Below are 19,843 nucleotides of genomic sequence, written 5' to 3'. Positions count from 1 at the left end.
ATGAAAAGAAAAGCCCAGATAACCTTTGATTTCCTCATTGCCATAATGCTCGTGACCGTTACGGTAGCTGGTATTGTTTCCATTGCATCGGGGGAGACTGCAAACGCCAGAACCTTCGACAGCGCGGCCAAGCTGAAGATCCTCGCAGTGGATCTGCGGGACACCGTCACCCAGGTCTATGCCGCTGGCGACGGCTTCACGGTGAGGAAGGAGCTTCCCTTTGAGCTCAAAGCTGGTGACAGCGTAACCATAACGCTGAACTCGACGACGAACAGGGTTGAAATAGCGGCGACGCTCGGCGGTAAGACATTCAAAGTCGCGCAGAGATTGCAGGTCCCACTCTACGCAACGAGCTCGATTACACTCGGACAGGGGGAGAGGGACTTCAACGTGACAGCCCAAAACGTTGGGGGTGAGATCCATGTCCTCCTCCAGGGCTAAAGCTCAGACTGCTCTTGAAGTTCTTTTCATAGCAGGGATCATACTTATCGGCGCTGCAATACTCCTCCCCGGGTACATGAATACCAACACCGACACTGTCGTGCTGATGCACGTGAAGAACGCGGCCGACAATGCATGCTCGTACCTGGGGACTGGGGTTGAAGTCAATGAGCCCGCCTATTCGTCACTCAATGCTGTGATAAAGGAGGCAAACTACTCATCGATTCAGTGCAAGGTGTCCAGGACTTTCATAGACTCCTCAACGGAAAGTTCGATAAACCTCAACGTTACTGTGATTTACTCGGGGCCGCTCGAGGTTAGTAAGGTCGAGAATGCGATCTCCGGGTTCATTGAAAACTGGCTTGAATCAAAGGGATTCTCCCGGGTGAACGGGGCCCTATCCTATGGAGGTAAAACCGTGAGCATAACCGTGAAGGTGGTGAGAGCGTGAGAAGGGCCCAGCTACTATCGCTCGATGCGATGCTGTCGCTGATAATCATGATGTTCGTGTTCGCGGCGGTCATAAACACGTCCACTACGTTGAAAGGCGAGATAACATCGATGATCGGCTGGTACGAGAGGTCGAACATAGCTGACAACATGCTCGACGTTTTAACAAAGAGCCCGGGGGATCCCGTGGACTGGGAGCTCAATCCATCCGCTTTCAGGGTCATTGGATTGAGGAGCGTTAATAACACGTTTGCCATCAGCTACCGCAAGATAGTGGTTATGAATGAGAACCTTCCCAGCGTCCTTGGCTCGCTGGTGAACATGTCTCTAGGTAGGAACATCATGATGTCAACATACATATCAAAATTTGAGCTCGCCGGAACATTTCCCACCATTAATGGAAATTACACCCTCGCGTCAACATTCGTGGAGCTCAACCAGCCGACGTATTCCTTCGCGATAGTGAACAGGACTATCGTAACAGATTACACCACGATTTCAAGCTCGCTCAATGAGTCAAGCTGGATAGACGTGTCCCAGAAGAAGTTCGTCGTGGAACGCTTCGAGTACAACCTCTCCGCCGGTCCCTCCACCGAAGAGCCCATCGTTTATGGGGTACTCGCCCAGAAGCCCCCAATAAATTCCCACATGGAGATAACCGCACCAGACGTGGCGGGTAACCTAACGCTGGTAGTACTGGCAGGATCCGGGCTAAAGGCCATCCTCATTTATCGTAATGAGACTGGCAATCCCCTCTCAGCAACGCTGGTCGAGAACGGAACGGTGATCAATTACTCAGGGAACACATCCTCAATTTCGATACCTCTTACTAATGTCATTGGCGATAACGTCAACAGTGTTGTGGGTATATGGTTGTACTCTCTCAACGGCTGGGCCCGAAATGAGATTGAAATAACCATCATCCCGTCACTTAAGTGGCTGCTCAAGCCCAAGTTCGATGAGGGGATAATAAAACTGGTCGTGTGGGATTGACCATGAGGCGAGGTTTCGTGTTCACGCTTGACGCTTTGCTATCGCTCATACTCGTCACCCTATTCATCACGGGGATAGTCGCCGTTACCGAAAACAGCTCAAAGGTTTACTCCACCTACATGAGGTCCCAGTCAAAGGAGCTGGCCTCAAGCACCCTTCTAACTCTCAGAACAGTACCCCTCAACGAACTCGTTGATCCGGGCGTTATTCAGGGGTGGATTCAGAACGGAACCCTGAACCTGAGCCTTGTCAATCCGGATATGAGTCCACTGGACATAGTTTCAACGTACTGGGCGACCGCTCCGATATATCCCTCCGCAAACTTGAGGCACAAGGCCGAGGTTATACTCGGGTACATCCTCAACAAGACACTTCAGAGGTACAACTACGAGCTCCTCATCAACAACTACACTAGTCCCTACCTGAGAAAGCTCGGATCAAACTACTCAAGAGCACCCGATGTCTCCCCCGCGACCCTGATAATGAGCGGCTATGCCTACAACCAGACGCCGAGGGGATACATGGCGAGGGCATATCTAACAAAGCTGGGAAGTAAAGAGAATACATATATAATAAGAGGTGGTTACATCTACGCTAAGACGTATAGTTCAGACGATGAAGTTATTATCAAGTATACAGTGCCCGCAGGTGCAATCCCACCCGACGCCACAATAGAGGAAATAGACTGGTTCCTAGAGCCAGCGTGGGTCGGATCAGAGTACGAGGTGTATCTGAATGGGAATAAGATCTGGTCAGGATACGTTGACAACAACCGCCTTCTAACCGATACGGATCCTAGTGGAGGACTTAGGCTAATAGAAAACTTCAAACCGGGAGAGAGGAACACATTTGAGGTTAGGGTCTACAAGTCTTGGTATGATGGTGGAGAAGATGGGGCCCAGTACATAAGGATAAAGTACCAGACTTCAAAACCCTCCACATTAAGGTTCCCGCAGAAATTCCACTTTGAAGATGTAAGTGCAAGGTACGGGATAACCGCATGGAAGTACCTGTTCGTGCCAGGATTACTGAAGTCTCTCAGCGTGCAGATCTCTGTAGGCAACATATCCTCAGGCACTCCCATAACCCTTTCCTTCATGTTTGATAGAGAAATAAAGATTCCAGCAACGAGGTGTACCTACGACCAAGCAAGTAAAACGAAAACCTGCTACTGGACCAACTCCACGATTTCAACTACACTGGCACATGAGGGCTACAACTACAATCAGATATCTAGTAGGTATACAACTATCATTGTCCAAGCTGGAGAGAGCGATACAGAGTACTCCCCAAGAATACACCTGATCGGGGACAACTCCTTTGTAGAGGCTGATTATCGCTCTGAGGTTCTTCTCACAGCCTACACAATAGACATTACCGAGCCAATACCAATGCCACGCTCCGACTGGACCAGCTACCTCACCATACAGTTCAGAGTGCCCTCTGGTGCAACTCCCCTTTGGGCAAAGTTCCAATTTCCTTGGCTCTATTACACCGGCTACGACCCGTATCAGAAAATACAGATCGATAATGACGAGATATCACCCACTTATATTCACTGCCACGGGGGAGGTTGCAATCCTTCAAGCCCCTTCATCTACGCCCTAGCAAGGGTGGGATATACCAAAGATACGTTCGATTGGAGATACAGACCACTGCCAAATGCAATATCCAAGGGGTTTAACAAACTTACAATATCACTAGGATATGGGTACTGGCTGCAACCAAAAAACGGAAACGGAGAGCTCACATATGTAATCCAGGCCTATGCAGGCTACGGAGATGTCTTCCCCAAGTACATCCGCGATGGGTGCAACGGATACAATATCACATACTACTGGGTGGGGGACAACTCCCCACATCATATATTAGCTGGAGAGGAACCCTACTGCGATCTAACCGCACAGGATCTTCTCGACGGAAGAAACACGTACGCCGTTGACGACGCAATAGTAAGACTGTTCAACAACCTCGGCGGTGATGGCACACAGAGCAACCCGATCCTCGTTGAGCTGCCCTCAACGGTTCAGATTGAGGTCGCATCAATGGGGAATATTCCAGGTCTCTTCAAACCGATTCAGATAACCCTACGCGTGTGGAGGGAAGGCTGATGAGGCGGGGCTTCCTTCTCAATTCGGCCGTCATTGTGCTCCTTATTCCCCTCCTCCTTCTTCTGGCTACTTACGAGGACGTTTCCTCCTCGATAATCAAGGCCCAGAGCGAGAGAACCCAGTTTGGGAGGACATACGATGTCATCAACTTCCTGAATCTCGAATTCCAGAAGGCGTTAGAGCTGTCAGGAAAGAGGGCCGTTGTTGCCGCGGTCGATTACGTGGCCGTTACTGGCAACTTCATAAGTCCAACATACAAGGCGAACAACACCATCCGCGATTTCATAAAGAGCGGAACCTCACCCGCGGTTACTGGATACGATACACTTCGCGTTATGGGCGGTCAAACCCTCAAAACATGGCTTTCAAACGTGAGCAAACTTCTTCAGGATCAGGGTTACAGCATCTACCCCTCAATAAGCGATATCGTCAGTTCCACGGAAATAACTGTGGCTCCCCTCGACGCGTTTACAGTTGTTATCAAGGCTCGCATACCCAGGGTGAGGATTACCGATTCATCTGGTCTCGTAGTCTACGACGGACCGATACCCTCAACCGGCGGATACGTGTACTCAACCGTTGACATTCGCGATCTGGAGGACCCAATATTCTCGGCGATGACTGGAGGAAGGTACCAGAGGTCTCTAAGAGCCTGCCCCTACGCCTACCCCGAGCTTGGATCAAGACCCCTCACCATAGCCAACGGCACCGGAGTTGGCACATCATCCACGGTCATTGGCTACTTTGGAACGGACTTTCAGTACAACCTAACGGACATATGGGACTCCTCCGGCGACCACGTCTCTAACCTGACAGTTGACGGAATCCCCACAACGACAAGGGACGTCATCCTTAACAGCGGAGACGTTGGAATCCTTAAATTTGGCAACGTTACCTCCTCCGGAACCGGAACGGGACTTCCATCGGGATGGTGCTCCATCCTAGGCTATCGTATAAACCTGACCATCGAGAACAACGTGGGAATAGACCTCAACGACTACCAGATTCCCCTCCTGATAAGCACCGCCAAGGGCTTCACAACCCAGATGCTGGACTTCATCTTCCAGAACACTCAGAACACGTACTTAGGAGACCCATACCAAACAAACGCCTCCATAGCCTTCTACGACACAAACTGCAATCCAGTTCCGTTCTGGATAGAGTATTGGGATCCAACGACGGAAACAGCCTTGGTGTGGCTCAGGCTATCGATTCCGGTCAACGGCCGCGTGACGGTGGAGATGTACTTCGGCAACGAAACCGCGCCAACTAAGGGAGACGGAAACGCCGTGTTTGAATTTTTTGAGGACTCTCTGACAATCGACGGCGGAAATGAGGTTGAGATCAAACTGAACCAGAACTCCCTCGATCTCTACGGAGGCTTTGCCGTCAGGTTCAGGATGAGGGCAGAGAGGAACTATTATGACTGGGATTCCGGCGTTGGTGTTGAGGACTCAAGCGGCAGAATGCTCCTGTTTACGGATGATGGAACCTGGAGCGACGACGGCCTTGCGATCCACAGACCCTGGTGGGTATATCTTTCGGAGATCGGGGGGAGGGATCCAATAGACACATTCCACGTCTACGAGGCCCTTATGAAACCGTACTCCACAACTTCCAAGGATTCCAAATTCAAGGATATAACAGAGGGGAGGGTCAACAACGATAACTACTACAGGACATGGACTGAACCCCTGGCATACGTTTACGCAGTAACCGACAGTGAGTTCTGGTACAGAAAGACAGACTACCAGTGGATAGCAGTCCGCAAGTACGATACCTCCACCGATCTGCTTGAGGATCCCCATTTCAATGGAATAACCCTTTACTGGCAGACCACGACGCTGAGTCAGATCATAGAGTCCAAGCCGGCTCCCTCCACATCCGCGCCGTCATCGAGCAACGCAACCGTTTACGACATACAGCCCCTTCTCAACTGCATCCTGGACCAGAGGTACATAGCCACCGAAAACGGGTGGTCCTTCTTCGAGAGGCTCGAGGGAAGCGACGCCAATCACGCCGCTTACGTTACACTTTCCCATCAGATGCAGGATGAGATGGGTTACAAATATGGAAACCAGTACTACCCCATTGGACTGGTGAGCTTCATGATACCTGATCCCACCTACGACAGGAAGCTCTTCAATCTGTTCCTCACCCTCGGAATTTCAGTGGAAGAGGGGCAATCCAGCACCGACTACTACTTCCTCAACTATTACTTCGGAGACGGAACCAAGGTTCAGGGATATCGTGTATGGGGTGTCTCAGAGGGGACAATAGGAACAAGCAACCTCGAAGAAATACCGTTCTTCCTGGATCCTCAGACCAGCGAGGAGATCTTAGGGCCACAGGGGACGTGTGACCTTCTCTACGGCTACACCTGTCCGTGAGGTGATCAAATGTCTCTCCTGGATCTTTTTTACTCAATTGGCGAAGCGGTAGAGGAGTTTTCTAGAAAAGCCGTTCACAGTATCAGAGAGCTTGTAAGCCCGACCCCCCAGTCTAAACCACCGGAATTCAGGATCCTGCGGCGGCTCGTGAGGAGAGAAGTGACAGTCCACGAGCTCCTCAGCCTCAAGCTCCAGCTCGTACTCGTGGGTTATCTTCTGCTTTCCCTCCTGATAGTCCTGACCTTAAGAAGTCCTTATCTCCTTGCCCTTCTGTTTATTGGAGAGATAGCCTACCTAAGGTACCTGATAAAAAGGAACTGGAACTTTTTCGTTGAGGCCGAGCCGTACTACTTCTTTTACAGCGTGATTTCAGTGATATCGTTTCTCTCCTTTCTGGGATACCTCCTCCTGAGAAAGCTTGCAACGAGCGTTTACTACTACTATGGCTACCTCATAGGCGTTCTGATAGTGGTTCTGCTCTTCAGATGGTACTTTAAGGGGCGGTACGGAAGGGAATACACCTACGGGATCGTCGAAGAGGTAAGAGGTGACCTCATAAGGGTCTTCGTGAACGATGATTTAGCTGCAAACGTCAAGCCGGGACGGTACTGGGTTCCCGCCGTTCCTGATGCCGAGCCGGGCAGGGTCGTGAAGCTACTGGTGGAGGAGAGAACTTTGAAAGGTTCGGTGCCGGTCAGAGTAATCGAGGTCTACCTAGATCAATCCTCCCACACCGAGACCGAGCCAAAGGACGACACCGAGTGAAGGATAAGGAGATAAATTGAGTGGCAGGGTTCAATAAGGTTAGTTTTTACGAAGCCCTCCCCACTTCGCGGAATGAGGAGGGGCTCCACTAGCGAACAGGTGGGAAATACACTGACGGACTCCCCCACAGGTGCCACTTCATAGCCCAGCCCCTGACAAACTCTACCAATGAAACTCAGAAACTCTTCCCACCGATGGATTGAAGTTTTATAGTAGATCGTATGTCCCAAGATATCACCAAAAATAGTAACAAGCAAACCTTAAAAAGTTTTTCCCTAAAAGTAGTGGATGCGATGATGAGTAAATCCGTTGCGGAAAGGTGAAGAGAGGACCGACTAGCTGAGCTAGAGCTCCCCGCAGAGCCTCGCGAAGTTCCTGTAAACCTCGGCCCCGCGCTCGGTGTGGGAGACCTCGGGATGGAACTGGACGCCGTAGATTGGGAGCGTTTCGTGCTTCATGGCCTCAATCGGACAGGTCTCGCTCCTCGCGAGCAGTTTAAAGCCCGGCGGGAGCTCCTTCACCTCATCCATGTGGCTCTCCCACACCTTCAGCTTCCTTGGAAAGCCCTTAAAGAGGTCGTTTTCCTCGACTATTTCAATCTCAACCAAGCTGTACTCGGCCTTCTTGCCCCTACCGACCTTTCCACCGAAGTGCCTCGCTATGAGTTGGTGACCGAGACAGATCCCGAGGATTGGGACGTTGAACTCGTCGTAGTGCTCTAGAATGGCATCGCAGTTGCCCGTCTTGTTTATGTCGGGGCCACCTGAGAAGATTATTCCCTTCGGCTCCATCGCCTTGATTTCCTCAAGCGGGGTTGTGTTCGGAATTATCTTCGCCTCGACGCCCAGATAGCGGAGCGTTCTCCAAATCCTGTGGACGTACTGTCCGCCGTTGTCCATTATAACTATCATGAGCCCACCTCCAGGAGTTTGAAGAAGGCATCGTGTTCTTCAACGAGATAAAAAGCCCTCAAACCAAGGGACTTGGCCAGCTCGGCCATCTTCCTGTCATTCGTAACAAGAACCCCGTCAAGGTATCGGGCTGTCGCAATGAAATAGATATCAGAAGCCTTGTGATGCGTCTGAAAGGCCACTTCTCGAAGCTCCTCGATGAGCAGTTCCTCAGGAACCCACGCAACTATTTCGCTGTAGTAGGTTAGCGCCTTCTCAACCTGCTCCCGCTCAAAATACCTTGAGAGAACAGCAACGAACTCAACTTCCCCCAAGCGGGGAGCGTAAAGCTCAAGCGAGCCTAACTGTGCATACTCTATGATTCTTTCGGCGACTTCTGCCCTTTCAGGATAGAAGCTAGAAAACAGATGGAAAACAACGGAGGTGTCAACCACGACCTTCATGTTTCCTCCTCCCTCAAGCGAAGGAGATAGTCCGTCGGGTCTTCCCTGAACTTTTCGGGCGTTACTCTTTTCCTCATCTCCCTTGCCAGCTCAAGGAAGTCCTCGTGGTAAATCCTTACCCTGAGCCTCTGCCCCTCCTTCAGCTTGAGGGGCTTGAGGGGCTTCAGCACGCCGTTCTCGTAAATCACCTCGATAATCTCACCCATGCTCCCACCGCTTAAAGTTGGAAACGGAGGTAAATAAGCCTTCACTCGAACTCTATGGTAGCGGGTGGCTTGTTGGTGATGTCGTAGAGGACTCTCCCGACCTCGGGAATCTCGCTCGTTATCCTGAAGGCTATCCTCTGAAGAACCTCGAAGGGGACGTTCATAGCATTAGCAGTCATTCCGTCGAGGCTCTCAACGACCCTAACCGCTATCGTTTCCTTGTAGGCCCTTATGTCGCCCTGAACACCGACGGTTTTAACTCCAAGGAGAACCGCGAAAGCCTGCCAGGGTCTGAGCCCGGCCTTCTCGATTTCCTCCTCGACTATTGCGTTTGCTTCCCTGACTATCGCTATCTTCTCCGGCGTGACCTCACCAAGAACCCTGACGGCGAGGCCCGGCCCCGGGAAGGGCATTCTGTTGTAAATCTTCTCGGGAAGGCCGAGCTCCTTCGCCAGCTCCCGAACCTCGTCCTTGTAGAGGTCACGGAGCGGTTCAATGAGCTTGAGGTTGAGCCTCTCTGGCAGACCTCCGACGTTGTGGTGGCTCTTGATCTTCCCCTTGCTCTCAATCCAGTCCGGGGCGATGGTTCCCTGAATCAGGAAGTCGGCGTTGATTTCCTTAGCTATTTCTTCGAAGACCTCGATGAAAACGCGACCTATTATCTTCCTCTTCTCCTCCGGGTCGGTAACGCCCTTCAAAGCCTTGAAAAAGCGCTCGCTCGCGTCAACGTAGTGCAGGTTGAGGCCGAACTCGTCGCGGAAGGTCTTGACAACGAACTCGGGCTCGCCCTTGCGCATGAAGCCCGTGTTAACGAACACCGCGTGAAGTCTATCACCTATAGCTTTGTGCGCGAGTACAGCGGCGGTTGAGCTGTCAACACCACCGCTGAGCGCTATTATCGCCTTCCCATCGCCGACGGTTTCCCTTATCTCCTCAACCTTCTCCCTGATGAAGTCCTTCCACATGAACATCACCATTCAGCGTTTAAATGACAAAAACAATTTAAAAATTTGGCGATCTTAGCATTTATTTGTTAATCGGGTAGTTTGGGGCTTCGTTGGTGATAAGGATATCGTGAGGGTGGCTCTCCCTGACGCCGGCCTGCGTTACGATAACGAACTCACCCTTCTCTTTGAGTTCCTCAATGTTCTTAGCGCCAACGTAGCCCATTCCAGAGCGCAGACCACCGATGAGCTGATAAATGACGTCGCTGACCGATCCCTTATAGGGGACGACACCTTCAACGCCCTCAGGTACAAACTTCCTCGTCTTCATGTGACCCTTCTGATAATAGCGCTCTGCCCCGCCCTTCATCATTGCACCGAGTGAACCCATCCCTCGGTACTGCTTGTAGCGCCGTCCGTTGATTACGACCTCCTTGCCCGGGGCCTCCTTTGTTCCTGCCAAAAGGGAGCCGAGCATGACAGCATCTGCTCCAGCCGCTATGGCCTTCACTATGTCCCCGGAGTAGCGGATTCCACCATCTGCTATGACGTGAAGCCCGTACTCACTCGCCCTGTCCGCCACGAGCGCTATGGCCGTAATTTGGGGGACACCAACACCAGCTACAACGCGGGTAGTGCATATACTTCCGGGCCCTATGCCAACCTTCACCGCGTCGGCAAAGGTTAAATCGTCAACCGCTTTTGGATTGGCGATGTTTCCAACGATGATGTCGGCATCAACCGCTTTCCTTATCTCCTTCATGGCCTTAATCGCCTTGAGATTGTGTGCGTGAGCGGTATCGATTACGATAACATCAGCTCCGGCCCTATCGAGAGCCTTCGCCCTTTCAAGATCAAAGGGTCCAACGGCTGCAGCAACGACTAGATCTCCGTTCTCGTCCCTGACTGCGTTTTTCCACTTCCTTCTCTTTGCCAAATCGCTCATCGTGATTATGCCAACGAGCTTCCCTTCAGAGTTCACAACCGGCAGTCTGTCAATCCTGTGCTCGAACATCAGAGTGAGGGCTTCTTCAGCCGTCACGTTCTCGGGGACGGTTATCGGCTCGCCGGTCATGATATCCCTTACCAGTTTTCCCTGCTTGACAGCTATGTCCTTTTTGCTGATAACGCCGACGACTTTTCCATCCTCGACGACGGGCAGGCCGTCTATGTCGTTCCTCTCCATAAGGAAGATGGCGTAGTCCACCGTTTCATCGGGCGAAATCGAGATTACATCCTCGACGATAAAGCGCTCCGCGCGCTTGACCTTCTTCACCTGCTCAACCTGCTCCTCGATGCTCATGTTCCTGTGGATTACTCCAAGACCCCCTTCACGTGCCATCGCGACGGCCATTTCCCATTCCGTAACCGTGTCCATCGCCGCGCTGAGAATCGGGATGTTGAGCCTTATCTTCGGCGTAATCCTCGTTGAAACGTCAACGTCCTTCGGCTCGACCTCAGTCGGCTGTGGTATAAGAAGAACGTCGTCGAAAGTGTAACCCCTAATGGCATTAACAAGTTTGTGTTCAAACTTTCCCATTTTTTCTAAACCTCCGCGTCCTTTTTGACTTGAAAAAGTACATGTTTTTTAAGGTTTGCGGAAGGTTTTAAAGGGACTCCCCCAACATCCTTGGGGGCAAAGATGGACTATGCATTCGTAACGGCAGCCTTCAGCATAGCCATCAAGCTCGTCGCCGGAGGGATGATACTTTTTTTCGCAGAAGTGAAACACAGAAAGACTTCCCTCCCTTGGGGGCTGGCATGGATAGCGTACGCCTACGCAATTGCCGGCGATATTTCAGGGAACTACATCATAGGGGCCATGTCGGTAGCGATTTTTGCCTCGCTAATATTCTATGGTACAACCAGGCTCATAGGGGCGGAGTTTTATATCGGAAAGGTGTCGCGAATCATTGCACTGCTTCCCATGTTCTTCGTTATCCTCCTTGTATCGGGTGCATTAATGCTCCCAAGGAACCTCAACCTTCTGATAATGGGCGTCTCCCATGCGGTTTCCGGTCTCTTCATGATACTCTCCGGATTTCTCCTCCTTGAGCTCAGGGAGATCTACGGGAAGAAAGCCAACAATCTCGGCATCACATTGATAATCTATGGCATTCACCAAGTCGATTACCTAGCCCTGAGGAACGAGCAGGGATTCGCAACAGTGGGGTTTGTTCTTGGACTGATTTTAACTGTAGTTTCAGCACTCCTCATGATCCAGTTCGTTCTGGTTACTCCTTTCGGCCCAAAATCAGCCCGGGTTCATGAAAAGATCCAGAAAGGAGTTCTGATACTCAGACTGGAATCGATCGAGGGATACATGGATCTACTTAGGGACTACCCCGTCCTTGCATTTGTCAGGACTATAAGCACTCCAAATAAATGGACTACGTTCAAGCTGAGCAACGTCCCTGGGAAGCTCACAATAGAACCAACGAACCTGCCGAGAATCCTGGAAACTGCCGTGGAATACATGAAACGGGCTCGAGAAGATGGGGACTCGTTCAGACCCGTTATATTGATAGAGGGCCTCGAGTATCTAAGGCTTTACAACGATTTCAGCAGCATAGCCAAGTTTCTCGCGACCCTGAAAGACTACGTAAGCGTTAACGAGGGGACCCTTATTGTGGTGCTGGATGAAAAAGCCTGGGAAAAGAAGGAATTCCACCTCCTAACCCGGATCCTCACGTAACGATCTCGTCGAGTCTGCCCTCTTCTAAAGCCTCCCTCAGCTCCATCGCTATCCTCCTGCCGGTGCTCACCGGGAAATCATAGCGGAGCCAGCTGTAGGGGGAGCCGTGGACAAAGGGGTTCGTTCCGGCAACTATCCTCGCCGAAATCTCGAAGACGACGAACTCTAAATCCTCCGTGAAAACCCCCTCAAGGCAGAAGGGACCCCAGAGGCCACCCATGAGCTTTTCAGCGGTCTTTACTACCCTTTCACCGGCCTCAATGACGTCCATGAGCAGGCTCTCGCGCAGGACGATTGGAATGTTGCCGATAACAGTGTAGTTGGTGTTTACCTCGATGTCCAGTTGCTCTTTCGCGGGAATCCTGCCTATCGCGTCGGCGTTCGACTCGTAGCGCCTGTCGATGCTCATCAGCTCCAGCTCGCGGTTCAGCTTTGAGTAGAAGTAGTGAGGATAAACGGGGACGCCGACCACGTACTCCTGAATCTGGACCTCGCCCAGGTCTTCCTTGTCTCTGATGCCGAGCCTCTCTGCCTTCCTCCAGAAGTCCTCAGGGCTTTTGGCTAGGAAGTAGCCCTTCCCGCCCTTGGCTCCAAAGGGCTTGACGATTACCGGCCGGTCTACCTCGTCGGGGTCGTCGTAGACCCTCGGAAGGCGTAGCTTCGCCTCCTCGAGCCACTTCCTCTCGAGCGAGCGGTCGCTCTCCCACTTCAGGACTTCTTTGTTGCCGTAGTGGGGGACGCGCATCCTCTCGACGAGCTCAACGCCGAGGTGAGCGACAAAGGAACCTGTGGGAATGACTACAGCGTCCAGATTAAGGAGTTCTTCCTCGGGATAGCTTCCCTCAAGGAAGTAATCGGCAACCGGGAAGTACTTCGTGTAGAGCGGTCTAACCCGGGCCTTTCCGAAGGCTACCGTCTCAAAGCCCTCCTGCTTCGCCCCCTTCAGAATCTGAAGGGCCGAATGGGAGGCGTAGGTCGCTATCCTCATTCCTCCTCACCCAAAAGCATTGGTAGAGACTCGTGAACGGCTTTAAGCTCCGAAACGGGTTTTCTAAGGAGTTCCCACCCATTCCAGAGGAAGACCGCGTCGCTTCCTCCTGTCCTTCCGATGATGACAAAGTGCTTGAAGAGGCCCTTCAGCTCCTCAAGGTTCTCTTCCGGGAACGCCACGATGTAGCGCCCGTGGCTCTCGCTGAAGGCGACCTCGATTGGGTTAGTGGTTTCGGAGGGAACCTTCGAGAGGTCTGCGGTGAAGCCAGTATTCCCGGCAACAGCCATCTTGGCCAAGGCAACCGCCAGGCCGCCCCTGCTCACGTCGTGGACGGCCCTGACGAGGCCCCTCCTTATCGCCTCAAGGACGCCATTCGCGTTGGCTTTTTCTTCCTCCAAGTTCACGCGCGGTGCGAGGCCACCCTCAACGCCGAGCCTCGCGAAGAGCTCAGAACCGCCGAGTTCGGGCTTCGTGAGGCCTACAACGCCAATGAGGAGGCCCTCCTCGAAACCCCCATTCGGAATAGCTTCAAGCTTCACCTTCCCGAGGCCGGCAACGACGGGAGTCGGCTTTATCGGCCTGTCAACGACCTCGTTGTAGAAGCTGACGTTCCCGCTGACGTACGCCAGGCCAAAGGCCCTCGCCGCGTCAGCCAGGCCCCTGACGGTCTCGGCGAAGCTCCAGTAGACCTCGGGCCTCTCGGGCGATGCGAAGTTGAGGTTGTCAACGAGCGCTAAAGGCTCGGCCCCAACGCTGACCAGGTTTCTCACCACTTCGGCAACGGCCCCCATCGCGCCTTGGTAGGGATTCAGGTAGCTGTGGTTCGGGTTTCCATCTGCTACAAAGGCCAGACCGTACTCGTCGTTTATCTTAAGAACCGCCGCGTCCCTTCCAGGCTTAAGAACCGTTCTCCCCTGAACCTCGTGGTCGTACTGCTCCCAGACCCAGCGCTTGCTCAAGATGTTTGGACTGCCCCAGACGAGGTCGAAGGCCCTCTCAAAGGGAACGTCGGGAGTTTCGACCGGCCCCTCGGCGCTGTAAGGCTTCAGCTCCCACTCTATCGTTGGAACCTCTGTCAAAAGCTCTATAGGCAAATCCGCAACCTTCTCACCCTTCCAGTAGACGACAAAGCGTGGCTCCTCAATCGTCTCGCCGACGACGGTCCACTCGAGCTCGTACTCCTCGAAAATCCTGCCTATCTCCTCGACGTCCTCCGGCTTAACCGCGAAGAGCATCCTCTCCTGGCTCTCGGAGATCATGACCTCGGTTGGGGTCATCCCCGGCTCGCGGAGCGGAACCCTGTCCGCGTAGATTACCGCCCCGAAGCCCTTCTTGCCCGCCATTTCGGAGGCGGCGCAGGTCAGTCCCCCGCCCCCCAAATCCTTGAGTGCCTTGACTCTGCCCGTGTAGACCGCCTCGAGGGTGGCCTCGATGAGGAGCTTTTCTGTGAACGGATCTGGAATCTGAACCGCGGAGCGGTCTTCTTCGGTGTTCTCGCTCAGCTCCTCGCTCGCGAAGGTGACGCCGTGAACCCCGTCCCTGCCGGTCCTGTTGCCGACGAGGATTAGCTTGAGTCCTGCCTCGGTCACGTAGCTGTGGACGAGGTGCTCGGGCCTCATTATCCCGACGCAGGCGACGTTAACGAGCGTGTAGCTGTCGAGGCTCTCGTCGAACTCCGTCTCGCCCCCAACGGTCGGAACGCCTATCCTGTTGCCGTAGTCGGCTATACCCTTAACGACATACTCGAAGAGGTATCGGTTTCTCTCCTTCTCCAGCGGGCCGAAGCGTATGGGATCGAGAAGCGCTATTGGTCTCGCGCCCATGCAGAGTATGTCCCTCACAATTCCCCCGACTCCAGTGGCCGCTCCCCCGTAGGGCTCGACCGCGCTTGGATGGTTGTGGCTCTCGATTCCAACGACTACCCACGTCTCGTCGTCGAACTTCACTATTCCAGCATCTTCACCCGGGCCCAAAATCACATGCTCGTTCTCCGTTGGGAGGAGCTTGAGCCAGGGCCTGCTGGATTTGTACGATGCGTGCTCGCTCCACATCACTTCGAGCATCGCCCACTCAAGTTCGTTCGGCTCCCTGCCGAGCCTTTCGCGGATGAGCTTCTCCTCGTGCGGGAACATTTCCTCACCTCCTCGCCCACTCAACCATGCTTTTGAACAGCCTCAGGCCGTCCTCACTGCCTAAAAAGCGATCACTCGCACGCTCCGGGTGCGGCATCGTTCCGAGAACGTTTCCACGTTCGTTGGCTATCGCCGCTATGTTGAGAACCGAGCCGTTGGGATTGACTTCTTCGCTCACATTCCCGTTCTCGTCGCTGTACTGGAAGACGATTCTAACCTTCGACGGGTCGTCAATGTAGTAGTTGCCCTCCGCGTGGGCAATCGGCATCCTTATTACCTCACCCGGCTCGTAGAGGGAAGTGAACGGCGTTTCCACATCGTTTACGCGGAGGTGAACCCACCTGCAGAGGAAGCGCGGAACCCTGTTGGGCCTCAACGCCCCTGGAAGGAGGCCCGCCTCGGTGAGGATTTGAAAGCCGTTGCATATCCCGAGAACCGGCCGTCCCTCCTCGGCAAACTCCTTAACCTCCTCCATTATCTTCTGACGGGCGGCTATCGCACCTGCCCTTAGGTAGTCGGCGTAGCTGAAGCCGCCAGGCAAAACCACGCCGTCGAAGTCCTTGAGACTGGCTCTGTACCAGACGCGCTCGGCCTCGGCGCCGGCCTTCCTTATGGCCCTCTCAGTCTCGAAGTCGCAGTTGGTTCCAGGGAAGACCACAACGGCAAAGCGCACCATCTCAGCTCACCGGCTCTATCCTATACTCCCAGCTGTGGATGAGCGGGTTGGCGAGGAGCTTCCTGCACATCTCCTCTACCTCTTCCTCCGGCCTCTCGCTCTCAAGCTCGAACTCGAAGCACTTCGGAACTCTCAGGCCATCAACCGCGTAGCCGAGGTTTCTGAGTGCCTTCCCTATGACCCTTCCCTCGGGGTCGTTGAGGCCTTCCTTGAGGCGAACGGTGACGGTAACCCTCCACTTCATCGCGACCACCCTTGCCAGAAAAATGTAAAAATTGGGAGTTTTTAAGAGTTATTTTAACAAGAAAATGCAAAAAAGAAAGATTTCATCCCGAGAGTTCTTCGACCGGGAGCTTCATGCGGCTCGAGAGGAGAAGGGTGGCAATGCCGAGGGCAGCCATGAGCAGGTAGATTACCATCCCAGTGTTCACGCTGTGCACGAGGACGAACATGACGTTCGGAGCGACGGCGTTGGCGGAGTTCGAGATGAGTCCGAGGGCAAAGCTGGCCTCGGGATATATCTCCCTTGGGTAGGCCGCTGGGGCGGTTGTCCAGAAGGCCGGGCCAGTCCCCTGGACGATTCCCGTTATTGCTATTCCAATGAGGGCGAGGGTGTAATCATTGGCAAGTATGGCTTTCCAGACAATAAAGATCCCGAGGAAGGTTACCGCGTAGGAGAGAGTCATGACGCTGACGATGGCCTTGAAGAGACCCCTGTTGCTCGGGTTCCCCCTCGATAGGCGGTAGCCGAGATACCCCATGATTATCGACCACAGACCCATCGAAACCTCCAGCGCCCTGACGAGGTTTGCCACCTGCGCCTCGCTGAAGTCCACATTGTGGAGGGTGAAAGAGCCGAGGGTAAAGATAATCCACAGGGCCGGGAAGAATGTGAAGCCGAAGACCCAGGTGAACGGCATCTTCCAGACGTTTGCCTTAGAGGAGCGCTTCTCCTTGGGGATCTCAAAGTCCTCCGTAAAGAACCACCAGATTGCGAGCATGACGTACATGAGAACGGCTGAGATCAGAAAAGCCTGGGTGACGGAGGACCAGCTCGCATCACTCCCATCAGCCCATTTGGCCAGGCTTATTCCATAGATCCCGCCCCAGAAAATGCCTGACAGTATTATACCCTTTGCAAAGGGCCTCTCTGCCACAAAGAGCCTTCCAATCTGGTTGCTGAACACTGCTATGAGGGCGACGATGAAGCCCTGGAAAAAGCGGAGCGCAACCACTCCCCACCAGTTTGGCATGAATGGAATCAGGAACTGTGGAATCGCGGCGAAACTGACGATTAAAGCCACACTCCTCTTGAAGGAACCCTTGAAGAGGGTCGTTCCGCCGAGGAGGAAAGCAACGAAGAGGCCAACGACGTAGGCTGTCTGCTGGTAGCCCATCATTGTCTCGGTGATCCCGTAGTGATTCACAACTGCATCCTTAAACTTCTCCAGCATGTGCATCGTTCCGAAACCTGAGGCAACAACGAGGGTGTTAAGAATGACCGTTCTCCAGCGGTTATCCATGGTTTCAACCCCCAGATCGTTGATCGACAGGAAAAGCGGCTCTTCCTCTCTTAAAAACGTTTCCCGAATGAGATGCGGCTTTAATAAGCTGAACAGAAAGAGATGAGGGATTATCTGGCAAAGAATAAAAAATTTTCTAAGAGGTCATGGGCCCATCCGAACGTGCAGAGAGCCCTCTACATAGTTGAGGAAGTACTGGAGAGTTAGTTGGGGAGACTCGGCACCAATGGTTGCACTGAGCTGGACGTCATGATCTCCGTTGTTTTTCACTGTCCACGCCGCGGTGTTCCTGAAAAAGCTCGACCTGTCGTGGATGGTGAAGTCTGCCCCTTAGATGTTGTTGGATGGTAATTGGATAGTTTCCCATTCAGGGGGACAAGGGAGAGCTCAACGTTCTCGTTCCCGGGAACAGTTATCTCCACAGAAACGAAGTACTCTGGAAGGGTGCCTCCAACGGAGCTCCAGTTCTTAGGTGGCTCAATGTGAGATGATCTAACGGCCAGCAGGATTCCCGAGTGTTCAGAGTAAATTCCAAAGCTCCAGTGGGCTTCATATCGTATGACTTCGCGAGTCCAGACAAGGAACTTCCTCACATCTCCAGATTCGAGGAAAAGTAACCCTCTGTTGTACACAAAGACGGCCTTGGGGGAAGGTTCAATGGAAGCAAGCGGTGTCGTTATGTTGAAGGTAATTAAGAGCCGTGTGACGTTGATCTCTCCAACCACAAGAACCGGCTTGCTCAAGTTAATCGGTGCCTTTTCAATGTCAGAGTACTGGACAACGAGAATCCCCGGCCCCTCGTTTGAGAATCTGGCGTTTAGGGAAACGTTGGAAAGGTAAACTGGCCTGAAATCTATGGGATTATTTTTCTTCCCGTAATGAGCACTGTGGGTGAAGAACACGCAAACTGTCGCAATCAATCCGATTAGTAAAAGAACCCCCACAACTTTTCTCATTGAAATTGCCCTACTTCTTTACGCATTGTAAGTTAAAAATGTTTCGTCTTAAAAGATTAAAACTGTGATTAAGTCACCACCCTCTCAAGCTCGTCGAGCTCGATTGCGCGCTTTATCTCGAGGGCAACCCTCCTTCCCGTGCTCATCGGCTTTCTCCAGAGGGCGTTTCCGTAGGGGTGACCCATCGCCATATGGATGTTCGTCCCGCCGCCGGTTCTCGGGGCGACGTCGTAGATGTAGAAGTTCAGGTCCTTGTCAACCGCCGTCTGGAGCGTGAAGGGCCCGATTATGCCTGGAGAGTAGTACTCCTGCGTCGCCTTCACGTACTTCTCGGCCATATCGAAGACCTTCTCAAGGAGGGACTCGCGGAGCGTTGAGGATGCATGGCCCGTTACGGTGTATTCGGGTTCGAACTGCCACTCAGGGAGGGTCAGTTGCTGGGCCGCTGGAAGCCTTACGTGACCGTCCAGGCTCGTTTCAAAGCGCCAGTCTATTCCCAAAAGCTCTATTTCCCCATCTATCGGCGAGTAGAAGAAGTCGAAGTTGAACACCGGTCCAATGATGTAGCGCTCGATTCTGGCCCTCGCGAGGTCCTCTTCCGTGATTACGCCGAGCTTGATGAGCTTCTCAGCCTTCTCGCGGAACTCCTTGTAGCTCGCGGCCGTGAAGAATCCGCGTTCGAGCCTCTTCTTGGCGTGCGGAAGCTTGACTATGACGAGGCCGACCTCGTCAATCTCTTCCGGCTTCACAGGTTCCGGATATGGGAGCCCGGCCTTCTCAAGGAGCCAGTAGTAGCTCTTCTCCTCGCTCCTCTCCTCGCTCCTGAGGAGGTTCCTGCTGCCGAAGAGAGGAACCTTAAAGTCGTTCTCAACCCTGTCTATACCAGTGTACACAACAAAAGAGCGGTTGGGGACGAAGATGACGTTCCTCTTAACAAGCTCATCCTGGACGTCTATTATCCGGGCGAACTTTTCAAGGACGATGACCTCGTCGATGAAGCCCTTGGTTATGCCGTCCCTCGTCTTCCTCAGCCTGAAGTACTCGGCGTAAGTTTTGTGCCTGCCCCTCTGGGCGACGACGAGAACGGGCAAACCTTCCTCTTTAGCACCGTCGGCTATGTCCAGAGCCGAATGACTTCCAAGGACGCCAACGGTTATTTTCTCGGGGTCGTACCTCTCGAGTATTCCCAGAATCTCATCGCGGCTTATCATTCCCA

19 protein-coding genes are annotated in these 19,843 nt (G+C 53.1%); 7 read left to right on the top strand and 12 right to left on the bottom strand.

Translation table 11 applies throughout. From position 1 onward, the window contains the following. The 6 genes from TGAM_RS03930 to TGAM_RS03905 are packed head-to-tail and all read left to right on the top strand — an operon-like array spanning position 1 to position 7,150. Positions 1 to 441 carry a hypothetical protein gene (locus tag TGAM_RS03930; RefSeq protein WP_048811102.1) on the top strand — a complete coding sequence of 147 codons (441 nt, stop codon included), beginning with the start codon at positions 1 to 3 and terminating at the stop codon, positions 439 to 441. Beyond that, entirely contained in the window at positions 422 to 892 is a 471-nt protein-coding gene (locus tag TGAM_RS03925; RefSeq protein ID WP_015858389.1) for a hypothetical protein, read from the top strand. Before TGAM_RS03930 ends, TGAM_RS03925 begins: the two co-directional genes overlap by 20 nt. After that, complete coding sequence (locus TGAM_RS03920; RefSeq protein WP_015858388.1) at positions 889 to 1,884, top strand: hypothetical protein; 996 nt, start codon at positions 889 to 891, stop codon at positions 1,882 to 1,884. The genes TGAM_RS03925 and TGAM_RS03920 overlap by 4 nt, the downstream gene beginning before the upstream one ends. Before the next feature lie 2 nt (positions 1,885 to 1,886). Then, positions 1,887 to 3,995 carry a hypothetical protein gene (locus tag TGAM_RS03915; RefSeq protein WP_015858387.1) on the top strand — a complete coding sequence of 703 codons (2,109 nt, stop codon included), beginning with the start codon at positions 1,887 to 1,889 and terminating at the stop codon, positions 3,993 to 3,995. Further along, positions 3,995 to 6,385, top strand: a complete 2,391-nt coding sequence (locus TGAM_RS03910) for a DUF2341 domain-containing protein (RefSeq protein WP_015858386.1) — start codon at positions 3,995 to 3,997, stop codon at positions 6,383 to 6,385. The genes TGAM_RS03915 and TGAM_RS03910 overlap by 1 nt, the downstream gene beginning before the upstream one ends. 9 nt (positions 6,386 to 6,394) lie before the next feature. Then, positions 6,395 to 7,150, top strand: coding sequence for a DUF2101 family protein (locus TGAM_RS03905; protein ID WP_015858385.1), 756 nt, complete (start codon positions 6,395 to 6,397; stop codon positions 7,148 to 7,150). Positions 7,151 to 7,494: 344 nt separating this feature from the next. Here TGAM_RS03905 and TGAM_RS03900 read toward each other — a convergent pair whose 3' ends face one another. From TGAM_RS03900 to guaB, 5 genes are all read right to left on the bottom strand, one after another. Then, positions 7,495 to 8,061: a GMP synthase subunit A gene (locus TGAM_RS03900; RefSeq protein WP_015858383.1), complete on the bottom strand. Its 567-nt coding sequence runs from the start codon at positions 8,059 to 8,061 to the stop codon at positions 7,495 to 7,497. Beyond that, entirely contained in the window at positions 8,058 to 8,504 is a 447-nt protein-coding gene (locus TGAM_RS03895) for a type II toxin-antitoxin system VapC family toxin (protein ID WP_015858382.1), read from the bottom strand. The genes TGAM_RS03900 and TGAM_RS03895 overlap by 4 nt, the downstream gene beginning before the upstream one ends. Further along, on the bottom strand, positions 8,501 to 8,710 hold the full coding sequence (locus TGAM_RS03890) for an antitoxin AF2212-like protein (protein WP_048811101.1): 210 nt from the start codon (positions 8,708 to 8,710) through the stop codon (positions 8,501 to 8,503). Before TGAM_RS03890 ends, TGAM_RS03895 begins: the two co-directional genes overlap by 4 nt. Positions 8,711 to 8,751: 41 nt before the next feature. Beyond that, the gene (gene guaA / locus TGAM_RS03885) at positions 8,752 to 9,675 is read right to left on the bottom strand and encodes a glutamine-hydrolyzing GMP synthase (protein ID WP_048811100.1); all 924 of its coding nucleotides are present in this window, start codon (positions 9,673 to 9,675) and stop codon (positions 8,752 to 8,754) included. Positions 9,676 to 9,736: 61 nt separating this feature from the next. Beyond that, positions 9,737 to 11,194 (bottom strand): IMP dehydrogenase, encoded by a 1,458-nt coding sequence (gene guaB, locus TGAM_RS03880; protein WP_015858379.1) that lies wholly within the window; start codon positions 11,192 to 11,194, stop codon positions 9,737 to 9,739. A 90-nt stretch (positions 11,195 to 11,284) separates the two neighbouring features. Here guaB and TGAM_RS03875 point away from each other — a divergent pair, with 90 nt between their 5' ends. Beyond that, positions 11,285 to 12,349 (top strand): DUF835 domain-containing protein, encoded by a 1,065-nt coding sequence (locus TGAM_RS03875; RefSeq protein ID WP_015858378.1) that lies wholly within the window; start codon positions 11,285 to 11,287, stop codon positions 12,347 to 12,349. Here TGAM_RS03875 and TGAM_RS03870 read toward each other — a convergent pair. From TGAM_RS03870 to TGAM_RS03840, 7 genes are all read right to left on the bottom strand, one after another. Further along, positions 12,342 to 13,337, bottom strand: a complete 996-nt coding sequence (locus TGAM_RS03870; protein WP_015858377.1) for a formate--phosphoribosylaminoimidazolecarboxamide ligase — start codon at positions 13,335 to 13,337, stop codon at positions 12,342 to 12,344. The two genes, TGAM_RS03875 and TGAM_RS03870, sit on opposite strands and share 8 nt — an antisense overlap. Next, positions 13,334 to 15,472, bottom strand: a complete 2,139-nt coding sequence (purL, locus tag TGAM_RS03865) for a phosphoribosylformylglycinamidine synthase subunit PurL (protein WP_015858376.1) — start codon at positions 15,470 to 15,472, stop codon at positions 13,334 to 13,336. The genes TGAM_RS03870 and purL overlap by 4 nt, the downstream gene beginning before the upstream one ends. A 4-nt stretch (positions 15,473 to 15,476) precedes the next feature. After that, the gene (purQ, locus tag TGAM_RS03860) at positions 15,477 to 16,148 is read right to left on the bottom strand and encodes a phosphoribosylformylglycinamidine synthase I (protein WP_015858375.1); all 672 of its coding nucleotides are present in this window, start codon (positions 16,146 to 16,148) and stop codon (positions 15,477 to 15,479) included. A 1-nt stretch (position 16,149) separates the two neighbouring features. Next, positions 16,150 to 16,392 carry a phosphoribosylformylglycinamidine synthase subunit PurS gene (gene purS, locus TGAM_RS03855; RefSeq protein ID WP_015858374.1) on the bottom strand — a complete coding sequence of 81 codons (243 nt, stop codon included), beginning with the start codon at positions 16,390 to 16,392 and terminating at the stop codon, positions 16,150 to 16,152. Positions 16,393 to 16,474: 82 nt separating this feature from the next. Then, on the bottom strand, positions 16,475 to 17,671 hold the full coding sequence (locus TGAM_RS03850; protein ID WP_015858373.1) for an MFS transporter: 1,197 nt from the start codon (positions 17,669 to 17,671) through the stop codon (positions 16,475 to 16,477). A gap of 266 nt (positions 17,672 to 17,937) precedes the next feature. Then, positions 17,938 to 18,627, bottom strand: a complete 690-nt coding sequence (locus TGAM_RS03845; RefSeq protein ID WP_015858372.1) for a hypothetical protein — start codon at positions 18,625 to 18,627, stop codon at positions 17,938 to 17,940. 68 nt (positions 18,628 to 18,695) lie between these two features. Continuing rightward, positions 18,696 to 19,838: a formate--phosphoribosylaminoimidazolecarboxamide ligase family protein gene (locus TGAM_RS03840; protein ID WP_015858371.1), complete on the bottom strand. Its 1,143-nt coding sequence runs from the start codon at positions 19,836 to 19,838 to the stop codon at positions 18,696 to 18,698. Positions 19,839 to 19,843 lie beyond the last annotated feature (5 nt).

It is taken from the genome of Thermococcus gammatolerans EJ3 (genome assembly GCF_000022365.1).
GTDB lineage: Archaea > Methanobacteriota_B > Thermococci > Thermococcales > Thermococcaceae > Thermococcus > Thermococcus gammatolerans.
This window is presented reverse-complemented; position numbering and strand designations above follow the sequence as displayed.